A 19980-nucleotide genomic window follows, 5' to 3' on the forward strand; every position below is an offset into this window, starting at 1 on the left:
GATGGAAACGTGACAGGAACCCTTGTTTTGGCAGGCACCCCCATCGGCGACGTCAAGGACGCCCCGCCCCGGCTCGCCGAGGAGCTGGCCGGCGCGGACGTGGTCGCCGCCGAGGACACCCGGCGGCTGCGGCGCCTGACCCAGGCGCTGGGCGTGCAGCCGGCCGGGCGCGTCGTGTCGTACTTCGAGGGCAACGAGTCGGCTCGTACGCCCGAGCTCGTCGAGGCGCTCCTCGAAGGCTCGCGCGTGCTGCTGGTGACCGACGCGGGGATGCCGTCGGTGTCGGATCCCGGGTACCGGCTGGTCGCCGCGGCCGTCGAGAAGGACATCCGCGTCACCGCCGTACCGGGGCCGTCCGCCGTACTCACCGCGCTCGCGCTGTCCGGGCTGCCCGTCGACCGGTTCTGCTTCGAGGGGTTCCTGCCGCGCAAGGCGGGGGAGCGGATGTCGCGTCTGCGGGAGGCGGCCGAGGAGCGGCGCACGCTCGTCTACTTCGAGGCCCCGCACCGGCTCGACGACACGCTCGCCGCGATGGCCGAGGCGTTCGGCGCCGAGCGGCGGGCCGCCGTGTGCCGGGAGCTGACCAAGACGTACGAGGAGGTCAGGCGGGGCGGGCTCGGGGAGCTCGCGGCCTGGGCTGCCGAGGGGGTGCGCGGGGAGATCACCGTCGTGGTCGAGGGGGCGCCCGAGAAGGGGGCCGAGGAGGTCGGCGCCGAGGAGCTCGTGCGGCGGGTTCGCGTGCGGGAAGAGGCGGGGGAGCGGCGCAAGGAGGCCATCGCGGCGGTGGCGGCGGAGGCCGGGGTGCCGAAGCGGGAGGTCTTCGACGCGGTGGTCGCGGCGAAGAACGCGGGGGCGTGAAATGCCGTGTGAGCGGGGCGTATCTCGGCTGAGCGGGCGCCCCATGCGGGGGTAAAGGGAGTCGGCCCTTTCGGCAAAGAACGTCCAAGTCGGCGCCAACACTGGACAGATGGCGTGCGTTCGCTGCCGCGGAGGAGTCCACTGGTCGAAGGGACGCAACCCGTCCCACCAGCGGACCACAGGAGCTGGCATGAGCGAGATCGCACAGCAGACCACGGGCCTTCGCAGCGCCGCGACCGCCGTCGTCCACGAGTCGTATTCCTTCGCCTGCATGCGATGCGGGCACGGCTGGGAGCAGTCGTACGAGATAGAGCACCACATAGACGGCCACGGCCGTGAGTTCGTCCTCTATGTGGCCGACGGCCAGGTGGTTCCGTCTCCGTTGAGCCGGCCCACGTGTCAGAACTGCGACAACCACGTCGTCCGCATCATGCGGCCCGGGCAGGTGTCCTCCGTGCAGAACTCCCTGCACCCCCAGCGGTCGATCCCCCGGCAGGGGAGGCCGACGCCGGAGTCGGCGGCCGGGACGGACCACCACTGGCATCTGTCCGATCTCCTGCACGTCTTCCACCGCAAGGCGAGCTGAGTCGAGGTCGGCTGAGACCGAGCGCCGACAGAGAAGGCATGCCCCTTTCGTAGGATCGGGGCATGCCTTCGAACGCCGCCGACAAGCACGCCGCCCCGCCCCTCCCGGAACCGCTCCGGGTGCCGGTCGCCGACTCCCACACCCACCTCGACATGCAGTCCGGCACCGTGGAGGAGGGCCTGGCGAAGGCGGCGTCGGTCGGGGTGACGACGGTCGTGCAGGTGGGCTGCGACGTACGCGGCTCGCAGTGGGCGGCCGAGACGGCGGCGCGGTACGACGCCGTGCACGCGACCGTCGCCCTGCACCCGAACGAGGCTCCGCGCATCGTGCACGGGGACCCCGACGGCTGGTCACGGCAGGGCGCGCGCGAACCCGGGGGAGCGCGGGCGCTCGACGAGGCGCTCGCGGAGATCGACCGCCTCGCCGCCCTCCCTCAGGTGAAGGGCGTCGGCGAGACCGGCCTCGACTACTTCCGCACCGGGCCCGACGGCAAGGAGGCGCAGGAGGCGTCCTTCCGCGCCCACATCGAGATCGCCAAGCGGCACGGCAAGGCCCTGGTCATCCACAACCGCGAGGCTCATGCGGATGTGCTGCGGGTGCTGAAGGAGGAGGGCGCCCCCGAGCGGACCGTCTTCCACTGCTACTCCGGGGACGCCGAGATGGCCCAGGTGTGCGCCCGCGCCGGCTACTACATGTCCTTCGCGGGCAACGTCACCTTCAAGAACGCCCAGAACCTGCGGGACGCGGTGGCGGTGGCCCCGCTGGAGCTGCTCCTCGTGGAGACCGACGCGCCCTTCCTCACGCCGGCGCCGTACCGCGGACGGCCCAACGCCCCGTATCTCATTCCGATCACGGTGCGCGCCATGGCCGCCGTACGGGGGATCGAGGAGGACGTGCTGGCGGCGGCCCTCGGGTCGAACACGGCACATGCCTTCGGTTACTGACCGATAACCGGCGGATAACGCTCGCCCGGGTCCACGCCCACCGATCGTCACGATACGTAGTCGGACCGCTTTGGAGAGTCACCACCCCTCCGCTACTTTCTGTGGGCCCGATCCGGATCCGGACTCCTCCGCTGGAGCGTGTCGTCGTGAGCAACGCGCAGTTCGAGACGTATGGCCCGATCCCCGTGCACGAGCCCCCGGCGTACGGCGGCTTCGACCCGTACAACGCGCAGACGCTGGCATACGGGGTGCCGGGGGCGTACCAGACGCGTACGGACACGTATGGACCTGTGTACGGGGTGTACGCCGGCTACGGCCAGCACGGTGGCCACGGCGGCCATGGGGACCACGGTCGCCATGGAGACCAGGGGAATCACGGGGACTACGGGGACTACGGGGACTACGGGGATTACGCGGCCTACGAGGACACGTACCGCCCCGCATACGAGGCCGCTGAAGCTGTGGCGCCCGTGCCGGTGGTACGCCCCCGGCGTGGTCGACGTGCCGCGCGCCGGCACCGGGCTCGAGCCGCCGAGCGGGTGGACGGGCCCATGCGCCGACTCGTGCCGCAGGCGTTGGTCGTCGCGTTCCTCGCGGGCGGCACGACCGCCTTCGTCGCCAAGGACAAGGCGATCGAGCTGACCGTCGACGGCGAGCCGCGCGAGATGCACACCTTCGCGGACGACGTCACCGAACTGCTGGCCGAGGAGGGCGTGGAGGTGGGGGCGCACGACGTGGTGGCGCCCGGTCCCGGTGCGGCGCTCACCAACGGTGCCGAGGTCGAGGTGCACTACGGGCGCCCGGTGCGGCTCACGCTCGACGGGCAGCGGCGCGAGGTGTGGACGACCGCGCGCACGGTCGAGGCGGCGCTCAAGCAGCTGGGGGTGCGCGCGGAGGGGGCGTATCTGTCGACGCCGCGCTCCCGGCGCATCGGGCGCGAGGGGCTCGCGCTGAATGTGCGCACCGAACGCGCGGTGACGATCATGGCGGACGGCCGGGCGCGCACGATCCGTACGAACGCGGCGACCGTGGGCGAGGTGGTCGAGCAGGCCGGCATCACCCTGCGCGGACAGGACACCACGTCCGTGCCGCACGAGAGCTTCCCGCGCGACGGCCAGACGGTCACGGTCCTGAGGATCACCGGCCGCAAGGAGATCCGCGACGAGGCGATCCCGTTCGCCGTGGAGCGGATCGACGACCCCTCGGTGTTCAAGGGAACGGAGGTCGTCGAGCGGGCGGGACAGCCGGGGCTGCGGCGGATCACGTACTCGCTGCGCACCGTCAACGGCGTCCGGCAGAAGCCGCGGCGGATCCGGTCCGAGGTGGTGCGGGAGCCGCGGACGCAGGTGGTGAAGGTGGGGACGAAGCCGTTGCCGACGTCCGTGCAGGGCGCGGGTGACCTGAACTGGGAGGGGTTGGCGGCGTGCGAGTCCGGGGGGCGGGCGGACGCGGTGGACTCGTCGGGGACGTATGGCGGGCTGTACCAGTTCGACACGCAGACCTGGCGGAACCTCGGCGGGAAGGGGCGGCCGCAGGACGCGCCGGCGGCGGAACAGACGCTGCGGGCGAAGAAGCTGTACGTGCGGCAGGGGGCGAGTCCCTGGCCGCACTGCGGGGCGCGGTTGCACGGGTGACCGTCAGCCGCCGGGGTCGGCTGCGGGGCCGGCCGCGCTGGTGCGATCGCGCCCGGCGGCGCCCCGTACCCTTGTCGGGTGAGCAGCCCCACCCCCGACGCCCTGCTGGGCCCCGCCGACATCCGTGAACTGGCGGCCGCCCTCGGTGTGCGCCCCACCAAACAGCGCGGCCAGAACTTCGTGATCGACGCGAACACGGTCCGCCGTATCGTCCGCACCGCGGCGGTCCAGCCCGACGACGTGGTCGTCGAGGTCGGCCCGGGGCTCGGCTCGCTCACCCTCGCCCTGCTGGAGGTGGCCGACCGCGTCACCGCCGTCGAGATCGACGACGTACTGGCCGCCGCGCTCCCCGCGACCGTCGCGGCCCGCATGCCGGAGCGCGCCGACCGTTTCGCGCTGGTGCACACCGACGCGATGCACGTCGCGGAGCTCCCGGGCCCGCCGCCCACCGCCCTGGTCGCGAACCTGCCCTACAACGTGGCCGTCCCCGTGCTCCTGCACATGCTGGAGACCTTCCCGAGCATCGAACGCACCCTCGTCATGGTGCAGTCGGAAGTCGCCGACCGCCTGGCCGCCGCGCCCGGCTCCAAGGTGTACGGCGTGCCGTCCGTGAAGGCCAACTGGTACGCCGAGGTGAAGCGGGCCGGTGCCATCGGGCGCAATGTCTTCTGGCCCGCGCCGAACGTCGACAGCGGGCTGGTGGCGCTGACCCGGCGCGCCGAGCCGATCAAGACGACCGCCTCGCGGCGTGAGGTCTTCGCCGTCATCGACGCCGCCTTCGCCCAGCGCCGCAAGACGCTGCGGGCCGCGCTCGCCGGGTGGGCGGGTTCGGCGGCGGCGGCCGAGGCGGCGCTCGTCGCGGCCGGGGTCTCGCCGCAGGCGCGTGGAGAGGCGCTGACGGTCGAGGAGTTCGTGCGCATCGCGGAGCACAAGGAAGCCGCCGCCCAGCACAAGGAGTCCGAGTAAGTGAGCGCGAGCGTCACCGTACGGGTCCCCGCCAAGGTCAACGTCCAGCTCGCGGTCGGCGCCGCCCGTCCCGACGGGTTCCATGACCTGGCCAACGTCTTTCTCGCCGTGGGCCTGTACGACGAGGTCACCGCGACCCCGGCCGAGGAACTGCGCGTGACCTGCGAGGGGCCGGACGCCGGCCAGGTCCCGCTCGACCGTACGAACCTGGCGGCGCGGGCGGCGATCGTGCTCGCCGAGCGCCGGGGGATCGACCCGGCCGTGCACCTCCACATCGCCAAGGACATCCCGGTCGCCGGCGGCATGGCCGGCGGCAGCGCGGACGGCGCGGGCGCGCTCCTGGCCTGTGACGCGCTGTGGGGCACGCACGCCTCCCGTGAGGAACTCCTCGACATCTGCGCCGAGTTGGGCAGCGACGTGCCGTTCAGCCTGGTCGGCGGGGCGGCGCTCGGCACCGGGCGGGGGAGAAGCTCCGGACGCTCGACGTGGGCGGCGCCTTCCACTGGGTGTTCGCGATGGCCGAGCGCGGGCTGTCGACGCCCGCCGTGTTCCGTGAGTTCGACCGGCTCGGCGAGGGCACGGACATCCCGGAGCCGGTCGCCTCCGAGCCGCTCCTCGACGCCCTCGCGAAGGGCGACGCCGACGCGCTCGCCGCCGCCGTCTCCAACGACCTGCAGCCCGCCGCCCTCTCCCTGTTCCCGGAGCTCGCCGACACCCTCGCCGCCGGCCGTGCCGCGGGCGCGCTCACGGCGCTGGTCTCCGGCTCGGGCCCGACGACGGCGTTCCTCGCCCGCGACCCCGAGTCGGCGGTGAAGGTGGCCGAAACTCTACGGTCGTCGGGGACCTGCCGAGTGGTGCGTACGGCGTCCGGACCCGTGCCGGGGGCCACGGTGATCAGCCGGTGAGCTCCCTCTGGCCTGCATAAATGTGCGGGTGGGAGGGCAAGGGTGTAAGGCACGCCACAGTAATTTAATGTTCACCAATGGGGTTTCGTGATCCTTTTCAGGTGATCTGCTCCTCAGCGAGGGGTGGCATGATCAGCCACCCCCGGTCGTCTGTTACCGGTGGTACTCCTGAGGAGCTCCCATGGGGCACATGGACCACTTCAGCGCGGGATGGGTCACCCCCGTCCTGTCCTACGCGATGGCCTGCGTCGGCTCGGCGCTCGGACTGCGCTGCACCGTCAGGGCACTTGAAGCGGACGGGGCCTCCAAGCGGAACTGGCTGCTGCTCGCCTCGCTCGCCATCGGCTCCGGCATCTGGACCATGCACTTCATCGCGATGATGGGCTTCAGCGTCGACGGCACCCCGATCCGCTTCGACGTCCCGATCACCGTGCTGAGCCTGCTGATGGCCGTCGCCGTGGTCGCGGCCGGCGTCTTCACCGCCGGATACGGCCGCTCACGCGTGATGTCGGTCCTCCTCGGTGGCCTCGGCGCCGGGCTCGGTGTCGCCGCCATGCACTACACCGGCATGGCCGCGCTCAACCTGCACGGCGAGGTCGACTACGACCCGATGCTCGTCATCGCCTCGGTCGCGATCGCCGTCGTCGCCGCGACCGCCGCACTGACCCTCACGCTCATCGTGCGCGGACCGGTGCTGGCGACCGCCGCCGCGCTCGTCATGGGGCTCGCCGTCAGCAGCATGCACTACACCGCGATGTACGCCGTGAACATCTCCCTCGCGCCCAGCAGCGCGGCCCTGCCCGGCGCCACCGCCACGGAGTTCATCTTCCCGCTGGCCGTGCTGCTCGGCTCGTTCCTCTTCCTCGCCGCCGCGTACGTCGCGCTGTCCCCGACCGGCAAGCGCCACGAGTCGGCCGCCGCGGCACAGCTGCTGCGCGAGGTCGAACTCACCACGGCCTGACGGCTCCCCGTACCCCCGAGCTTCTCCCCCGACCCAGGTCGAACGAGGTCCCCTCATGCGCGTCCCCCGCCGTACCTCCGCCCGGCTGCGCCCCAGATCGGTGCGGGCGAAGATAGTCTCCCTGCTGATGCTGCCCATCGTGTCCCTCATGGCGCTGTGGGGCTTCGCCGCCGTGACGACCGCCTCCAGCATCGGCGACACCGAGCGCGCCAAGGACGTCAACTCCGAACTCCTCACCCCGGTCGGCGACTTCGTCACCGTGCTGCAGGCCGAGCGCACCGCCGCGATGCGGTCCGCGACGGCCCCGGAGGCCTTCGCCAAGGCCCGCGAGGCCACCGACAAGGCCGCCACCGCCCTGCTCGACGGCATCAACGCCGCCAGCTCCGACGCCGCCCTCCTCGACGCGAGCCTGCCCGGGCGCATCGAGCGCCTGGAGGCCGACGCCGAGGGGCTGGCGAAGCCGCGCGCCGAGGCGGCCGCGAAGAAGGCGGGGGCGCCCTCGGCCGCGTACACCGCGTACTCGGCGATCATCGAGCACGCCTTCGCCGTCACCGGCGCCCTCACCGGCGACCAGGGCACCGACGCCGCGTCCGAGGCGCGCGTGGTGCTCGAACTCGCCCGCGCGCGCGAGGCACTGGCGCGGGAGCAGGCGCTGCTGGCCGCCGCCGGCGCGCGCGGGACGCTGGGCAAGGAGCCGTACGCGCTGTTCGTGGGCGCCGTCGCCCTGCAGCGCGACCTGCTGGAACCCGCCGTCGCCGACCTGAAGGCCGCACACCGGGCGGCGTACGAGGAGATCCTGGGCGGCGACGGGCACGCGCGCGTGCGGGCCGTCGAGAACCGGGTGCGGGACGCCGGGGCCGGAGCGGCGGCCGTGACGGCCGGTTCGCTCGCGGGCTGGGACACGGCGGTCTCCGGTGTGCTGAAGGAGCTGACCGAGGCCGAGACGGCGGCCGGAACGGGGGCCACCGCGCAGGCCGACCCGTTCGGCTGGGACACCCTCGGCGCCTCGGGCGTGGCGGTGGTGCTCGGCCTGGTGGGCGTGCTGCTGTCGCTGCTGGTCTCCGTGCTCGTCGGACGCGGCCTCATCGTCGAGCTCCTCGACCTGCGCAACGACGCCCTGGAGGTCGCCGGCCGGCGCCTGCCCCAGGCCATGCGCAAGCTGCACGCCGGACAGGGCGTCGACATCGACGCCGAGGCCCCCATGCGGCGACTGGCCGGCGACGAGCTGGCCCAGGTCGGCACCGCGCTCACGGCGGTGCAGCGGGCGGCGCTGAAGGCCGCGAGCGAGCGCGCCGAACTGCTGAGCGGGATCTCCGGGGTGTACGTCAGCCTGGCGCGCCGCAGCCAGGTGCTGCTGCACCGTCAGCTGGACCTCCTGGAGGGGATGGAGCGGCGCCGGCAGGATCCGGCGGAGCTGCAGGACCTGTACCGCGTCGACTACCTCGCGACACGGATGCGCCGGCACTCCGAGAGCCTGCTGATCCTCTCCGGCATCGCGCCGGGGCGTGGCTGGCGGGACCCGATCGCGCTGGCGGACGTGCTGCGCGCGGCCGTCGCCGAGATCGAGAACGGGCAGCGCGTGCAGATCTGGGCGGTGCCGAGGGTGTCGCTGGTGGGCGGCTCGGTCGCCGACGTCATCCATCTCCTCGCCGAACTGGTCGAGAACGCCACGGCGTTCTCCCCGCCGAGCACCAAGGTGCAGCTGCGCGCCGCCCGGATCCGCGAGGGGCTCCTCATCGAGGTCGAGGACAGCGGCTTCGGCATGAACGAGGACGCCCTCGCCGACGCCAACCGCAAGCTCCAGTCCGAGAAGGTCGACCTCCTCGACGCCAAGCAGATCGGCCTGTTCGTGGTGAACCGGCTGCGCGAGCGGCAGGGGCTGCGCGTCGAGCTGCGCGCCTCGCCGAACGGCGGCGTCACGGCGGCCGTCCTCGTCCCCGAGAACCTGCTGCGCGACGACATGCCGGTGGGTGAACAGGAGCTCCAGGGACGGGGCCTGGCCCCGGCGGCGGCGCTGATCACGCAGCGGCAGCGGGCGGACGGCGCCGGAGCGTAACGCCGTACTCACAAGTAGGGGTTCCTTGCCCGATCTTCACACGAATGTACGGCGATCGGAGTACGCGTGGGGCGGGTGGGACGGTTAGATTCCCTTGACGTTTCAAGCGTCTGGCGTCAGGCCAGGCCGCCCGTGCTGCCCTCGGCATGCCCGGCGCCCCCGTCAAGTGCACTTCTGGAAGGGGACACGTCCGTGTCCGAATCCCCCACCCCCGCCCAGCCGTCCCACCGTAGAAAGCGCTCCCTGTCCCGGCGCGGCGTGATCGCCGCCTCGGGAGCGGTGGCCGCCGGTGCCGCGCTCACGCCGATGGTGTTCGCGTCCAGCGACTCCGGCGAGACGGACAACTCCGCGTCCGGCTCCGGCGATTCCGGTACGACGCCGGAGAAGTTCCCCGCCACCCGGACCGAGGCCGCCACCGGCACCGGCGAGGCCGCCACCGCCTTCGCCGCCACCTACGTCGGTGTGCGCTGGTCCGGCGCGAAGCAGGGTGCCGCCATCCGGCTCGCGGACGGCGACTGGCAGACCCTCGCGAGCGGCTGCGCGACCGTCGAGAACGGCGGTACGGCCCTGGTCGCCGCCGACAACGCCACCGCGTACGAGGTGAAGGCCCCGAGCGGCATCGACGGCGTCCACTCGCTGGCGATCGACACCACCGACGGCCCCGACCGCACCGTCCAGGTGCCGAGCGAGCCCACGCGCGTGCGTGGCGTGCGCTACCTCTCGCGCCCGGCCTGGGGCGCCGACGAGTCCAAGCGGTTCAAGCCGGACGGCTCGGTGAACTCGCCCGAGACGTACTACCCGCTCCAGATCATCACGGTCCACCACACCGCGACGCCGAACGGCGATCCCGACCCGGCCGCGACGGTGCGCGCGATCTACGAGTTCCACGCGATCACCAACGACTGGGGCGACATCGGCTACCACTTCCTCATCGACGAGGCGGGCAACGTCTACGAGGGCCGTTACTCCGGCGACGACGGCATCCCCGCCTTCAACCAGGACGGCGACCTCGTCACCGGCTTCCACTCCGTGGGCTACAACTCAGGCGCCCTCGGCGTCGCCCTGATCGGCACCCTCCAGGAGCAGGGTCCGACGGACGCGGCCAAGGCCTCCCTGATCCGGCTGATCAAGGTCATCTCCCGCTTCAAGGGCCTGGACCCGCAGGCGCAGGTGACGTACGTCAACCCGGTCAACGGCACGAAGAAGGACACGAACGTGGTCGGCGGTCACCGCGACTACTTCGCCACCGAGTGCCCCGGCAACATCATGTACAACCTCCTCGCCGAGGTCCGCGCGGCGGCCGCCCGCCGCTGACCCCGGGCACGGCGATGCGCCCCGGGGGTCCGGTCCCCGGGGCGCACGGTCGTTCAGAGCCTCTGCATGTGTCTCAGAAGGTCAGTTTCCAGCTGTTGATGTATCCGGTGTCCGCGCTGTAGACGTCCTGCACCTTCAGCTGCCAGGTCCCGTTGACCGTCGTCTCACTGGACGCGTTCACCGTGTAGGTGGCGTCGACGTTGTCCGCCGAGTCGGAGGAGCTGCTGTTCTTCAGGCGGTACGTCGAGCCGTCGGGCGCCACCAGATCGATCACCAGGTCACCCCGGTAGGGGTGGACGATGCTGACGTACACCGACAGGTCGCTGGGGGTGCTGCCGGTGAGGCCGCTGACGGTGATCGGCGAGTGGACGGCCGAGCCCGCGTCCGGGACGGAGACGTCGGTGGTCGACTCGAAGGCGGAGCCGGTGTCGCCGCCGTCGTCCCCGCCGTCGCCGTCACCGGCCGGGGTGACCTGGAGCAGCAGGTTGGGGCTGCCGGTCCCCACGCCGGTGAGCGTGGCGGAGGAGGCCGCCGAGGTCAGGGCCGAGGCGACCGCGGAGGGCGTGGCGCTCGGGTTCTCGCCGACGTAGACGGCCGCGGCGCCGGCGACGTGCGGGGACGCCATCGACGTACCCGAGTAGGTCGCGGTGCCGGAGTCGGAGGCGTTGGAGGCCGAGGTGATGCTCGACCCGGGCGCGAAGAGGTCCGGTACGGAGCCGTAGTTGGAGAAGGAGGACCGGGCGTCGGCGCTGGTCGAGGCGCCCACGGTGAGGGCCGCCGAGACACGGGCCGGGGAGTTCGAGGAGGCGTTGGTGTTGTCGTTGCCGGCCGCGACGGCGTAAGTGATGCCCGCCGCGATGGAGTTCTGGACCGCCTCGTCGAGCACCGAGTCGGCGCTGCCGCCCAGCGACATGTTGGCGACGGCCGGGAACTGGGCGTTCTCGGTGACCCAGTCGATGCCCGCGACCACGCCGTCGGTCGTACCGGAGCCGTCGTCGTCGAGGACGCGCACGGCGACGATGTCCGCGTTCTTGGCGACGCCGTACGTGGATCCCGCGACGGTGCCGGCCACGTGCGTGCCGTGGCCGTTGCCGTCCTGCGCGGTGGAGTCGCCGTCGACCACGTCGTAGCCGTAGGAGGCCCGGCCGCCGAACTCGCTGTGGGTGATGCGGACGCCGGTGTCGATGATGTACGCCGTCACACCGCTGCCCGCGCTGTCCGGGTAGGTGTACGACGAGTCCAGCGGCAGGTCCGCCTGGTCGATGCGGTCCGGGCCCCAGGTCGGTCCGGTCTGGGTGGCGTTGATGTGGACCGTCTTGTTCTGGACGACCCTCTCGACGGCCGGGTCGGCGGCGAGCCGCTTGGCCTCGGTCTCGCTCATCTCGGTCGCGTAGCCGTTGAGCGCGCTCTTGTAGGTGCGCTCCACCTCGGCGCCGTAGCGCGTGGCGAGCGCCCTGCCCTTGGCGGAGGCGGCCCGGAAGCCGGCGTTGTCCTTGAGGGTGACGATGTAGCTGCCCTTGATGGCGCCGGGCGCGTCGGCGCCCTGGACGACGCCCTCGGCGGGGGCCGCGGAGGCGGGGGCGGTGGTCGCGGCGCCCACCGCGAACAGGGCGGCGGCCGAGACGAGCGCGGCGAGGGCGACGCGTCTGCGGCGGGGTGCGGGGGAGTGCTGCACGGACGACACGGGGAGGGGGAGACGTGCGCGGACTGGGCCGTGGGGGGTGGCCTGTCGTGTGCGCTTACGGTGACGTTTTTGAAGAGGTCACGTCAATTAGGGGAATCCCTACGCGCGAGTAAGCGCGGGTGAGGGGGCGGGTGCCGACGCGGATAGAGGAGGTGTCGGTGCGCCGGACTACCCTGGAGGGTCGATCGATCCCCCTGGGCAGGAGAGAAATGGCCGTCAATCTGGTCAATGTCGAGAACGTCAGCAAGGTGTACGGCACCCGTGCCCTGCTCGACGGTGTCTCGCTCGGCGTCTCCGAGGGCGATCGCATCGGTGTCGTGGGTCGCAACGGCGACGGCAAGACGACCCTGATCCGCATGCTGGCCAAGCTGGAGGAGGCCGACACCGGCCGGGTCACCCACTCCGGCGGACTGCGCCTCGGCGTGCTCACCCAGCACGACTCGCTCGACCCCGCGGCGACCGTCCGGCACGAGGTCATCCGGGACATGGCCGACCACGAGTGGGCCGGAAACGCCAAGGTCAGGGACGTACTCACCGGCCTCTTCGGCGGCCTCGACCTGCCCGGCTTCCCGCAGGGCCTCGACACCGTCATCGGCCCCCTCTCCGGTGGCGAGCGGCGGCGGATCGCGCTCGCCAAGCTGCTCATCGAGGAGCAGGACCTGATCGTCCTCGACGAGCCCACCAACCACCTCGACGTCGAGGGCATCGCCTGGCTCGCCCAGCACCTGCGCGAGCGGCGCTCGGGGCTCGTGTGCGTCACCCACGACCGGTGGTTCCTCGACCAGGTCTGCACGCGCATGTGGGACGTGCAGCGCGGTTCGGTCTACGAGTACGAGGGCGGCTACTCCGACTACGTCTTCGCCCGCGCCGAGCGCGAGCGCATCGCCGCCACCGAGGAGGTCAAGCGGCAGAACCTGGTCCGCAAGGAGCTGGCCTGGCTGCGGCGCGGCGCCCCCGCGCGTACCTCCAAGCCGCGTTTCCGGGTCGAGGCGGCCAACGAGCTCATCAAGGACGTACCGCCGCCCCGGGACAGCAGCGAGCTGATGAAGTTCGCCTCGTCCCGGCTCGGCAAGACCGTCTTCGACCTGGAGGACGTGACCATCCAGGCCGGTCCCAAGATGCTGCTCAAGCATGTGACGTGGCAGCTCGGTCCCGGCGACCGCGTCGGCCTCGTCGGCGTCAACGGCGCGGGCAAGACCTCCCTCCTGCGCGCGATGGCGGAGGCGGCGCGGACCGAGGGCGAGACGCAGCCGGCCGGCGGGCGGGTCGCCGTCGGAAAGACCGTCAAGCTCGCCTACCTGTCCCAGGAAGTCTCCGAGCTGAACCCCAACCTGCGGGTGCTGGAGGCCGTTCAGCAGGTGCGCGAGCGCGTGGACCTCGGCAAGGGGCGCGAGATGACCGCCGGGCAGCTGTGCGAGACGTTCGGCTTCAGCAAGGAGAAGCAGTGGACGCCGGTCGGGGACCTGTCGGGTGGTGAGCGGCGCAGGCTCCAGCTCCTCCGTCTCCTGATGGACGAGCCCAACGTCCTCTTCCTCGACGAGCCCACCAACGACCTCGACATCGAGACCCTCACCCAGCTCGAGGACGTCCTCGACGGCTGGCCGGGCTCGATGATCGTCATCTCCCACGACCGGTTCTTCGTCGAGCGGACCACGGACCGGGTGTTCGCCCTGCTCGGCGACCACAGCCTGCGGATGCTGCCGCGCGGCATCGACGAGTACCTGGAGCGGCGCCACCGCATGGAGGCGCAGGTCGCCGCCACGGCTTCCGCCCCGGCCGCCGAGAAGGCCGTACCGGAGAAGAGCGCCGCCGATCTGCGCGTCGCCAAGAAGGAGTTGCAGAAGATCGAGCGGCAGCTCGACAAGCTCTCCGAGCGGGAGACCAAACTGCACGCCCAGATCGCCGAGCACGCCACCGACTTCGCCAAGGTCGCCGAACTCGACGCCGAACTGCGCGACTTGGCGGGGCAGCGGGATGAACTGGAGATGCGCTGGCTGGAACTCGCCGACGAGGCGTAGGCGCTCCGCTGGGTGCCGCGTTGTTGGGGGTGCCGCGAGGTGTCGTTGGTCGGCTGCGGCGCCGTCGTGGCTGGTCGCGCCCGCGCGGCGGAGCCGCATATTCAATGCAGCCCCGCGCCCCTTGGGGCGCTGCAGTACCGCCTCGCGTGAAGGGGGCGTGAAGGCGGATAACGGGGGCATCACGGGGCGGTTCTCCCTTGGGAACAGGGGCTGAGACGGGCCGGTGGGTTGTCGGTGGCGGGTGATAGAAAGAGCCGTCTGAAGACAGTCTGAGAAACGCTGGTGTGGCGGAAACGCGACGGCACAGGACGTGGCACCACACCGGTCACAAGGGGGAACCGCGCATGAGCCAGCCGCCCAACCAGCCGCCGCAGGGCGGTTTCGGCGTACCGCAGGATCCGCGGCAGGGTGGCTTCGGAGCGCCGCAGCCCCCGCAGCCGGGTGCTTCGCAGACCCCGCCCCCGCCGCAGGGCCCGCCCCAGGCGCCCCCGCCCCCGCAGGGCCCGCCGCCCGGCGCTCCCCAGCCCGGCTACGGCTACCCGCAGCAGCAGCCGGCGCAGCCCGGGCAGCCGGGCGCCTATGGCCAGCCGCAGCAGCAGCCTGGCCCGTACGGCTATCCGCAGCAGCCGGGCCCGTACGGCCAGCAGCCCGCCCAGGGTTACGGTTTCCCGCCCCAGCAGCAGTACCCGGGTGCCCCCGGCACCCCGCCGCCCGGCTCGGGCAGCCCCTTCAAGGGCAAGCCCGCCCTCATCATCGGTGCCGTGGCCGCGGTGCTGCTTGTCCTCGCCGGCACCGTGTTCGCGGTGACCCGCGGCGGCGACGACGACCCGAAGACGCCGGTCGCCCAGCCGACCGGCGACCCGAAGGGCTCCGGGTCCCCGACCGGCGACTCCGGCAACGGCAGCGGCGGTGGCGGCGCCGACCCGGAGAACCTCAACGCGGGCCGCCAGTCCGGTGAGTCGAAGGTGCTCTGGTACACGCAGGCGCCCGACGCGCCCGCCTCCGGTGCCGACGCCCCCGGCATGTGGATCACCGACAAGGCCGCGGTGAAGGCGGCGTACAAGCAGGTGCTCGCCTACAACCTCGGTGACGGCGAGGCCGCTTGGGACCCGATCACCTTCCCGCAGAAGATCTGCGCGGTCACCCCGCAGCAGTCGGCCGACGACAAGATCGTCGTGGCGTACATGAGCGGCAGCAGCGACCGCGCCAAGTGCAACCAGCTCCAGCAGATCGACCTCGGCACCGGCGCCAAGGGCTGGAAGGGCTCCGTCGCCAACGGCGCGCTGTTCGACAGCACGCTCGACGTCGAACTGTCCATCACCGGCAGCACGTTGATGGTCGGTCGCTCGCAGTCCGGCACGGCGTACGACATCGACAGCGGCGAGAAGCTGTGGGACAAGACGCGGTTCGGCGACAAGTGCTTCCCGGACGCGTTCGCGGGCGGCGAGAAGCTGATCGCCGTGGCGAGCTGTGACGCCACCGGCACCAACGAGCACGACGAGGTGCAGCAGCTCGACCCGGCAACCGGCAAGGTCAAGTGGACCTGGCAGTTCGACAAGGGCTGGAAGGTCGCGCGCTTCTTCTCCCTCGACCCGCTGGTCATCTACAGCACCAACGAGGACAAGAAGCAGTGGAACATCTCCACCCTCGGCGCCGACGGCAAGCGCCGCTCGCAGGTCCAGGTCTCCCTGGAGATCGGCGCCCAGTGCGGCTGGGCCATCCTCCAGCGTGACCTCCAGGGCTGCACCGGTGTGGCCGCCGACGCCGACACGCTCTACATGCCGACCAAGGCGACGACCGGCGCCAACGAGATCGTCGCGATCAACCTCGCCAACGGCAAGCAGAAGTGGCGCGTCAAGTCCCCGGCGGACGAGTCGATGCTGCCGATCAAGGTCGAGGACGGCAAGCTCATCGCCTACGTCGAGCCGTCGTACGACGCGGGTGGCCGGGTCGTGTCCATCCCGGTCAGCGGCAGCAGCCCCCAGCCGACGACGCTGCTGCAGAACCCGGCGAGCGCCGCGCGCGTCGAGAACGGCTTCTTCTCGAAGGACCTCGACTGGGCCGACGGGCGCCTCTACCTCTCCAGCACCCGGCTGAGCGGCAACGACCAGGCGAAGGAGAAGCTGATGCTCGTCTACGGCAAGTGAGGCGTGCGTCCGCTCTCCCCTTCCCCACCGCCCCCAACGCGTCCGCCGTCCCCCTCCCCTGAGGTACCCACGCCATGACCCAGCCGCCTCCACCGCCCCACCAGCCCCCGCCGGGAGGAGGGTTCGGCGCGCCGCAGCCACCGCAGCAGCCACCGCAGCCGCCCGGGCAGGCACCTCAGACACCGTCGGCGCCGCAGCAGCCGCCGCAGCCCGCGTACGGCTATCCCCAGGCACCCCAGGCGCCCCAGGGAGCCCCGCAGACCCCTCCGGCCGGGTACGGCTACCCCGGCCAGCAGCCCGCCGCATACGGTCAGCCGCAGAATCCGTACGGCCAGCCGCCGAACCCGTACGACGGGCAGCAGCAGAACCAGCACGGGCAACAGCAGCAGCCCGGCTACGGCTACGGCTATCAGCAGGCGGCCACGCCGCAGTACCCCCAGCCCGCCGCGCCGGGCGGCGGCTCGAAGCTCAACGCGCAGGTGGCCGTCATCGTGGCGGCGGCCGTCGTGGTGATCGCGCTGATCATCGGCGGTGGCGTGTGGTACGCCAAGTCCGGTGACAAGGGCGGCACCGACAACACCGCCGGCTCCAGCGGCGGCACCGGCGGCGGCGAAAACGGCGCCGGCGGCGGCGACTTCCCCGACGGCACGGAGAGGGTGCCCGCCGACCCCGCCTCCAAGGTCCTCTTCCGGGTCCCGCCGCCCGATGTCGACGACAAGAGCAGCGTCACCGTGTCCGGCTCGTGGCTGACCGCCAAGGCGTACGTCAAGAGCGGCGTCGCCCAGATCGTCGGCTACGACCCCGACAAGGGCACCAAGCTGTGGACGATCCCGCTGCCGGGACCGGTCTGCCTGGCGACCGAGCACATCACCGAGGACAACCTGACGGCCATCGCCTTCGAGCCCGCGATGCCGACCAAGGCGAAGCCCTCGCACGGCTGCACCCAGGTCGCGGCGCTCGACCTCGATGCCGGCAAGAAGCTGTGGACGAAGACCGCCGAGGTCGAAGGCGACGCGATCCAGTTCGACAACGTCACCGTCAGCGGCGGCACGGTCGCCGCCGGCGGCATCAGGGGCGGCGCCGCGTTCGACCTCCGGACCGGCAAGCCGCTGTGGGTACCGAAGGCCAACGACAGCTGCTACGACCTCGGGTACGCCGGTGGCGCGAAGCTGGTCGCGGTCCGCAAGTGCGGCTCCTACACCCAGCCCCAGCTGCACATCCAGACCATCGACCCGCAGTCCGGGAAGGTGATCTCCGAGTACAAGATGACCGAGGGCGTCGAGTACGCCAGCGTGATCTCCACCGAGCCGCTCGTCGTGGCCGCCGAACTCGGCGAGTCCCAGGACTCCATCGGCATCACGGACGCCTTCTCCATCGACAACAAGACCGGCAAGCTGCGCAACCGCATCTCCCTGCCGGGCGGTCAGTACGCGGCACGCTGCCCCGGCGTCACCAAGATCGAGTCCTGCACGGGCGTCGTGGTGGGCAACGACCGGCTCTACGCGCAGACCGAGGAGCACGCCGGCGGCGGCGAGCGCGGCCGGACCAACGAGATCGTCTCGTTCGACCTGGCCACCGGCAAGCAGACCGGGCAGCGCGCGGACGCGGGCGACGGGTACAACATCACGCCCCTGCGCATGGACGGCGGCAACGTGATCGCGTACAAGCGTCCGCCGTACGACAAGGGCGGGCAGATCGTCAGCATCGACGGCGGCAGCTTCAAGGAGACGAAACTGCTGGAGAACCCGGCCACGCAGGTGGTGCGCGATGCGGAGACCCGGATGTCTCCGGATTATGCCGAGATCATCTACGCGCAGGGGCATCTGTACATGTCCGCGATGTACGCGAGCGAGCTGACCAGTTCGGACACGAGCAAGTCCCATGTGATCGCGTTCGGTACGACCGGCTGACGAAAGCGACCGGTCGCGAACGATCGGTGTCGGGCGTGATGACGGCCCCGTCCCTGTTCAGGGGCGGGGCCGTGCGCGTACCGCTCATCATCCCTCGAATGCGGGGAAAGCCAGAAATTCCGTCGATCCGGGGCACTTCTCACCAGTAGGGGGAGCGCAATGTCGAACAAGCGTGTAGCTTCCGGGGGCATGAAGGGCGGGGGAGCCGGGAGGGGGCTTCTGTCCGCGCGGACCAGTGGGCATCCATGAGTCATCCGGACTGGCGCAGCCGGTCCTGGGCTGGCGTTGATGGGGATCCATTGGGGGGACTGGGGGGTTACTCGATGGGAGTGCGGCTCATGGTGGTCGACGACCACCGATTGCTCGCCGAGGCGCTGGCCTCGGCACTGAAACTGCGGGGGCACCGGGTGCTGGCCGCGGCGGCTCCGGCCGCGGGGGCGGCGGAGCTGGTGATCACGCGGGCGCCGGAGGTGTGCCTGCTGGGTACGGCGACGCCGGCGGAGCCCGGCATGTTCGACCCGGTGGTGAAGATCAAGCGGGAGCGTCCGCAGGTGGCGGTGCTGGTGCTGGGGCCGGTGCCGAGTCCGCGCGGGATCGCGGCGGCGTTCGCGGCGGGGGCCTCGGGTTACGTGCGGCATGACGAGCGCATCGAGGGGGTCGAGCGGGCGATCATGAAGGCGCGGGCGGGGGAGGCGGCGGTGGCGCCGCAGCTTCTGCAGGGCGCGTTCAGTGAGTTGCTCAATCCGGTGGCTCAACCGGACGACGAGGGGCAGCGGTTGCTGCAGATGCTCACCCCCCGGGAGGTCGAGGTCCTGGTGCGTGTCGCCGACGGCGAGGACACCCGGCTGATCGCGGCGGGCATGGGCATCGCGCCTTCCACCGCTCGCACCCATGTGCAGCGGGTTCTGATGAAGCTGGGCGTGGGTTCCAGGCTGGAGGCAGCGGCCTTGGCGGCCCGGACGGGGTTGCTGGACCGGGCGGGGCCGGTGGCGCAGTCGTCGTCGGGGGGTGGGGTGGGGGCTGAGTCCTGACGGTTGTCTCCCGGCGGGTGGCCGGGGCGGGGATGCCTGCGGCGGCCTGTTGCTGACCGGTGGGGGTTCGCGTGGCGCCTGCGGGTGCGTTGTGGGTCGGGGCCGTGCCGGGGGGGGTCCGTCCTCGGTCCGGCGGTTGCTGGTGGCCTGGAGGGGCTGTTTCTTGACGCCGGCCGCTGCGGGCGGACACCCCCCCGGCACGTCCCCTTCCCGCCGTGGGCGACTGCGGCGCCGCGGGGGTGCGCCTCCTCAAACGCCGGCCCGCACCCACCCGTGGGGGGCTTCACGTCTTGAGGCCGGTCGGTTCACTCAGCTGGTCCGGCCCCACCCCCACCGGGCAGGTGGCTTCACGTCTTGAGGTTGCTCGGCTTCACTCAGCCCATTCGGCGTTTGACACCGAGCACGGCCATCGCAGAGGGCGTGGCCTCTGGGCGCCGGTCCGGGCATTCAGCCCGTCCGGCGTTTGAGGACGAGGCCCGTTCAGGGCCGAAAGCGGGGTCTGGGGCGGCAGCCCCAGCGGGGTCGAAGGGGCGGAGCCCCTTGAGGATGGGACGGGTCGGGGCGGCGGGGGCGAGAAACCCGAGGCCCGCCCCCGCCGGACGTCACTCCTTCGAGTCGTCCCCCACCACCACGTCCGGCGGCGGAACAATAGGCCTCAGCTTCAGCCACACCAGGAAGAACAGGCCGAGAAGCAGCATGCCCAGCCCGGTCCAGAGGTTGATGTTGACGCCCTCGGCCTTGTCGATCGCGGCGTCGTCATCGGTGAGTCCGGCGATCGTGACGATGACGCCGTAGATCACGAAGAGGCCGCCGATGATGCGCCGGATGTCGAAGAGGCGGGCCGCTGTCGCGGACTTCCCCTCCAGTTCGGTGACTTCGCGCAGGACGTCCTTCTCGGAGTACGCGGGGTGGCCGGGGCGCTCGGAGGGTTCGGGGTGTTCGGGGTGCTCGGTCATGGTCTCTCAA

The 19980-nt window shown here is 71.7% G+C and carries 14 protein-coding genes and 1 pseudogene; 13 read left to right on the plus strand and 2 right to left on the minus strand.

Annotation, left to right across the window (positions count from 1 at the left end):
* Positions 1–9: 9 nt before the first annotated feature.
* The 9 genes and pseudogenes from rsmI (at position 10) to QQM39_RS26505 (ending at position 10224) form a co-directional block, all read left to right on the plus strand.
* Complete coding sequence (gene rsmI, locus QQM39_RS26465; protein ID WP_302000044.1) at positions 10–858, plus strand: 16S rRNA (cytidine(1402)-2'-O)-methyltransferase; 849 nt, start codon at positions 10–12, stop codon at positions 856–858.
* A 190-nt stretch (positions 859–1048) separates the two neighbouring features.
* Entirely contained in the window at positions 1049–1444 is a 396-nt protein-coding gene (locus QQM39_RS26470) for a hypothetical protein (RefSeq protein WP_302000045.1), read from the plus strand.
* 62 nt (positions 1445–1506) lie between these two features.
* Entirely contained in the window at positions 1507–2388 is an 882-nt protein-coding gene (locus QQM39_RS26475; RefSeq protein WP_302000046.1) for a TatD family hydrolase, read from the plus strand.
* A 146-nt stretch (positions 2389–2534) separates the two neighbouring features.
* Positions 2535–4022, plus strand: coding sequence for a resuscitation-promoting factor (locus tag QQM39_RS26480; protein WP_302000047.1), 1488 nt, complete (start codon positions 2535–2537; stop codon positions 4020–4022).
* Positions 4023–4100: 78 nt separating this feature from the next.
* Positions 4101–4988, plus strand: coding sequence for a 16S rRNA (adenine(1518)-N(6)/adenine(1519)-N(6))-dimethyltransferase RsmA (gene rsmA, locus QQM39_RS26485; protein ID WP_302000048.1), 888 nt, complete (start codon positions 4101–4103; stop codon positions 4986–4988).
* Positions 4989–5893: pseudogene (locus QQM39_RS26490) on the plus strand (4-(cytidine 5'-diphospho)-2-C-methyl-D-erythritol kinase).
* A 181-nt stretch (positions 5894–6074) separates the two neighbouring features.
* Positions 6075–6854 carry an MHYT domain-containing protein gene (locus QQM39_RS26495; protein ID WP_302000049.1) on the plus strand — a complete coding sequence of 260 codons (780 nt, stop codon included), beginning with the start codon at positions 6075–6077 and terminating at the stop codon, positions 6852–6854.
* A gap of 55 nt (positions 6855–6909) precedes the next feature.
* Positions 6910–8910, plus strand: a complete 2001-nt coding sequence (locus QQM39_RS26500) for a nitrate- and nitrite sensing domain-containing protein (RefSeq protein WP_302000050.1) — start codon at positions 6910–6912, stop codon at positions 8908–8910.
* A gap of 192 nt (positions 8911–9102) precedes the next feature.
* Complete coding sequence (locus QQM39_RS26505) at positions 9103–10224, plus strand: peptidoglycan recognition family protein (protein ID WP_367669126.1); 1122 nt, start codon at positions 9103–9105, stop codon at positions 10222–10224.
* Between the two features lie 73 nt (positions 10225–10297).
* Here QQM39_RS26505 and QQM39_RS26510 read toward each other — a convergent pair whose 3' ends face one another.
* Positions 10298–11908, minus strand: a complete 1611-nt coding sequence (locus QQM39_RS26510) for a S8 family peptidase (RefSeq protein WP_302000051.1) — start codon at positions 11906–11908, stop codon at positions 10298–10300.
* Positions 11909–12117: 209 nt separating this feature from the next.
* Between QQM39_RS26510 and QQM39_RS26515 the strand changes: the two genes are divergently transcribed.
* The 4 genes from QQM39_RS26515 (at position 12118) to QQM39_RS26530 (ending at position 19014) form a co-directional block, all read left to right on the plus strand.
* Positions 12118–13926 (plus strand): ABC-F family ATP-binding cassette domain-containing protein, encoded by a 1809-nt coding sequence (locus QQM39_RS26515; protein ID WP_302000052.1) that lies wholly within the window; start codon positions 12118–12120, stop codon positions 13924–13926.
* Positions 13927–14270: 344 nt separating this feature from the next.
* On the plus strand, positions 14271–16073 hold the full coding sequence (locus tag QQM39_RS26520; protein ID WP_302000053.1) for a PQQ-binding-like beta-propeller repeat protein: 1803 nt from the start codon (positions 14271–14273) through the stop codon (positions 16071–16073).
* Positions 16074–16147: 74 nt separating this feature from the next.
* Positions 16148–17983: a PQQ-binding-like beta-propeller repeat protein gene (locus QQM39_RS26525; protein ID WP_302000054.1), complete on the plus strand. Its 1836-nt coding sequence runs from the start codon at positions 16148–16150 to the stop codon at positions 17981–17983.
* Positions 17984–18306: 323 nt separating this feature from the next.
* The gene (locus QQM39_RS26530; RefSeq protein WP_302000055.1) at positions 18307–19014 is read left to right on the plus strand and encodes a LuxR C-terminal-related transcriptional regulator; all 708 of its coding nucleotides are present in this window, start codon (positions 18307–18309) and stop codon (positions 19012–19014) included.
* 602 nt (positions 19015–19616) lie between these two features.
* Here the strand turns inward: QQM39_RS26530 and QQM39_RS26535 are convergent.
* Positions 19617–19970: a hypothetical protein gene (locus QQM39_RS26535; RefSeq protein WP_302000056.1), complete on the minus strand. Its 354-nt coding sequence runs from the start codon at positions 19968–19970 to the stop codon at positions 19617–19619.
* Positions 19971–19980 lie beyond the last annotated feature (10 nt).

Origin of the sequence: Streptomyces sp. DT2A-34 (genome assembly GCF_030499515.1) — a bacterium.
GTDB lineage: Bacteria > Actinomycetota > Actinomycetes > Streptomycetales > Streptomycetaceae > Streptomyces.

Excerpts from the sequence above, each read along its gene's own strand:
- QQM39_RS26470 (WP_302000045.1), top strand. The coding sequence starts at position 1,049 with ATGAGCGAGATCGCACAGCAGACCACGGGCCTTCGCAGCGCCGCGACC.
- QQM39_RS26475 (WP_302000046.1), top strand. The coding sequence starts at position 1,507 with ATGCCTTCGAACGCCGCCGACAAGCACGCCGCCCCGCCCCTCCCGGAA.
- QQM39_RS26495 (WP_302000049.1), top strand. The coding sequence starts at position 6,075 with ATGGGGCACATGGACCACTTCAGCGCGGGATGGGTCACCCCCGTCCTG.
- QQM39_RS26500 (WP_302000050.1), top strand. The coding sequence starts at position 6,910 with ATGCGCGTCCCCCGCCGTACCTCCGCCCGGCTGCGCCCCAGATCGGTG.
- QQM39_RS26515 (WP_302000052.1), top strand. The coding sequence starts at position 12,118 with ATGGCCGTCAATCTGGTCAATGTCGAGAACGTCAGCAAGGTGTACGGC.
- QQM39_RS26520 (WP_302000053.1), top strand. The coding sequence starts at position 14,271 with ATGAGCCAGCCGCCCAACCAGCCGCCGCAGGGCGGTTTCGGCGTACCG.
- QQM39_RS26525 (WP_302000054.1), top strand. The coding sequence starts at position 16,148 with ATGACCCAGCCGCCTCCACCGCCCCACCAGCCCCCGCCGGGAGGAGGG.
- QQM39_RS26530 (WP_302000055.1), top strand. The coding sequence starts at position 18,307 with ATGGGAGTGCGGCTCATGGTGGTCGACGACCACCGATTGCTCGCCGAG.
- QQM39_RS26535 (WP_302000056.1), bottom strand. The coding sequence starts at position 19,970 with ATGACCGAGCACCCCGAACACCCCGAACCCTCCGAGCGCCCCGGCCAC.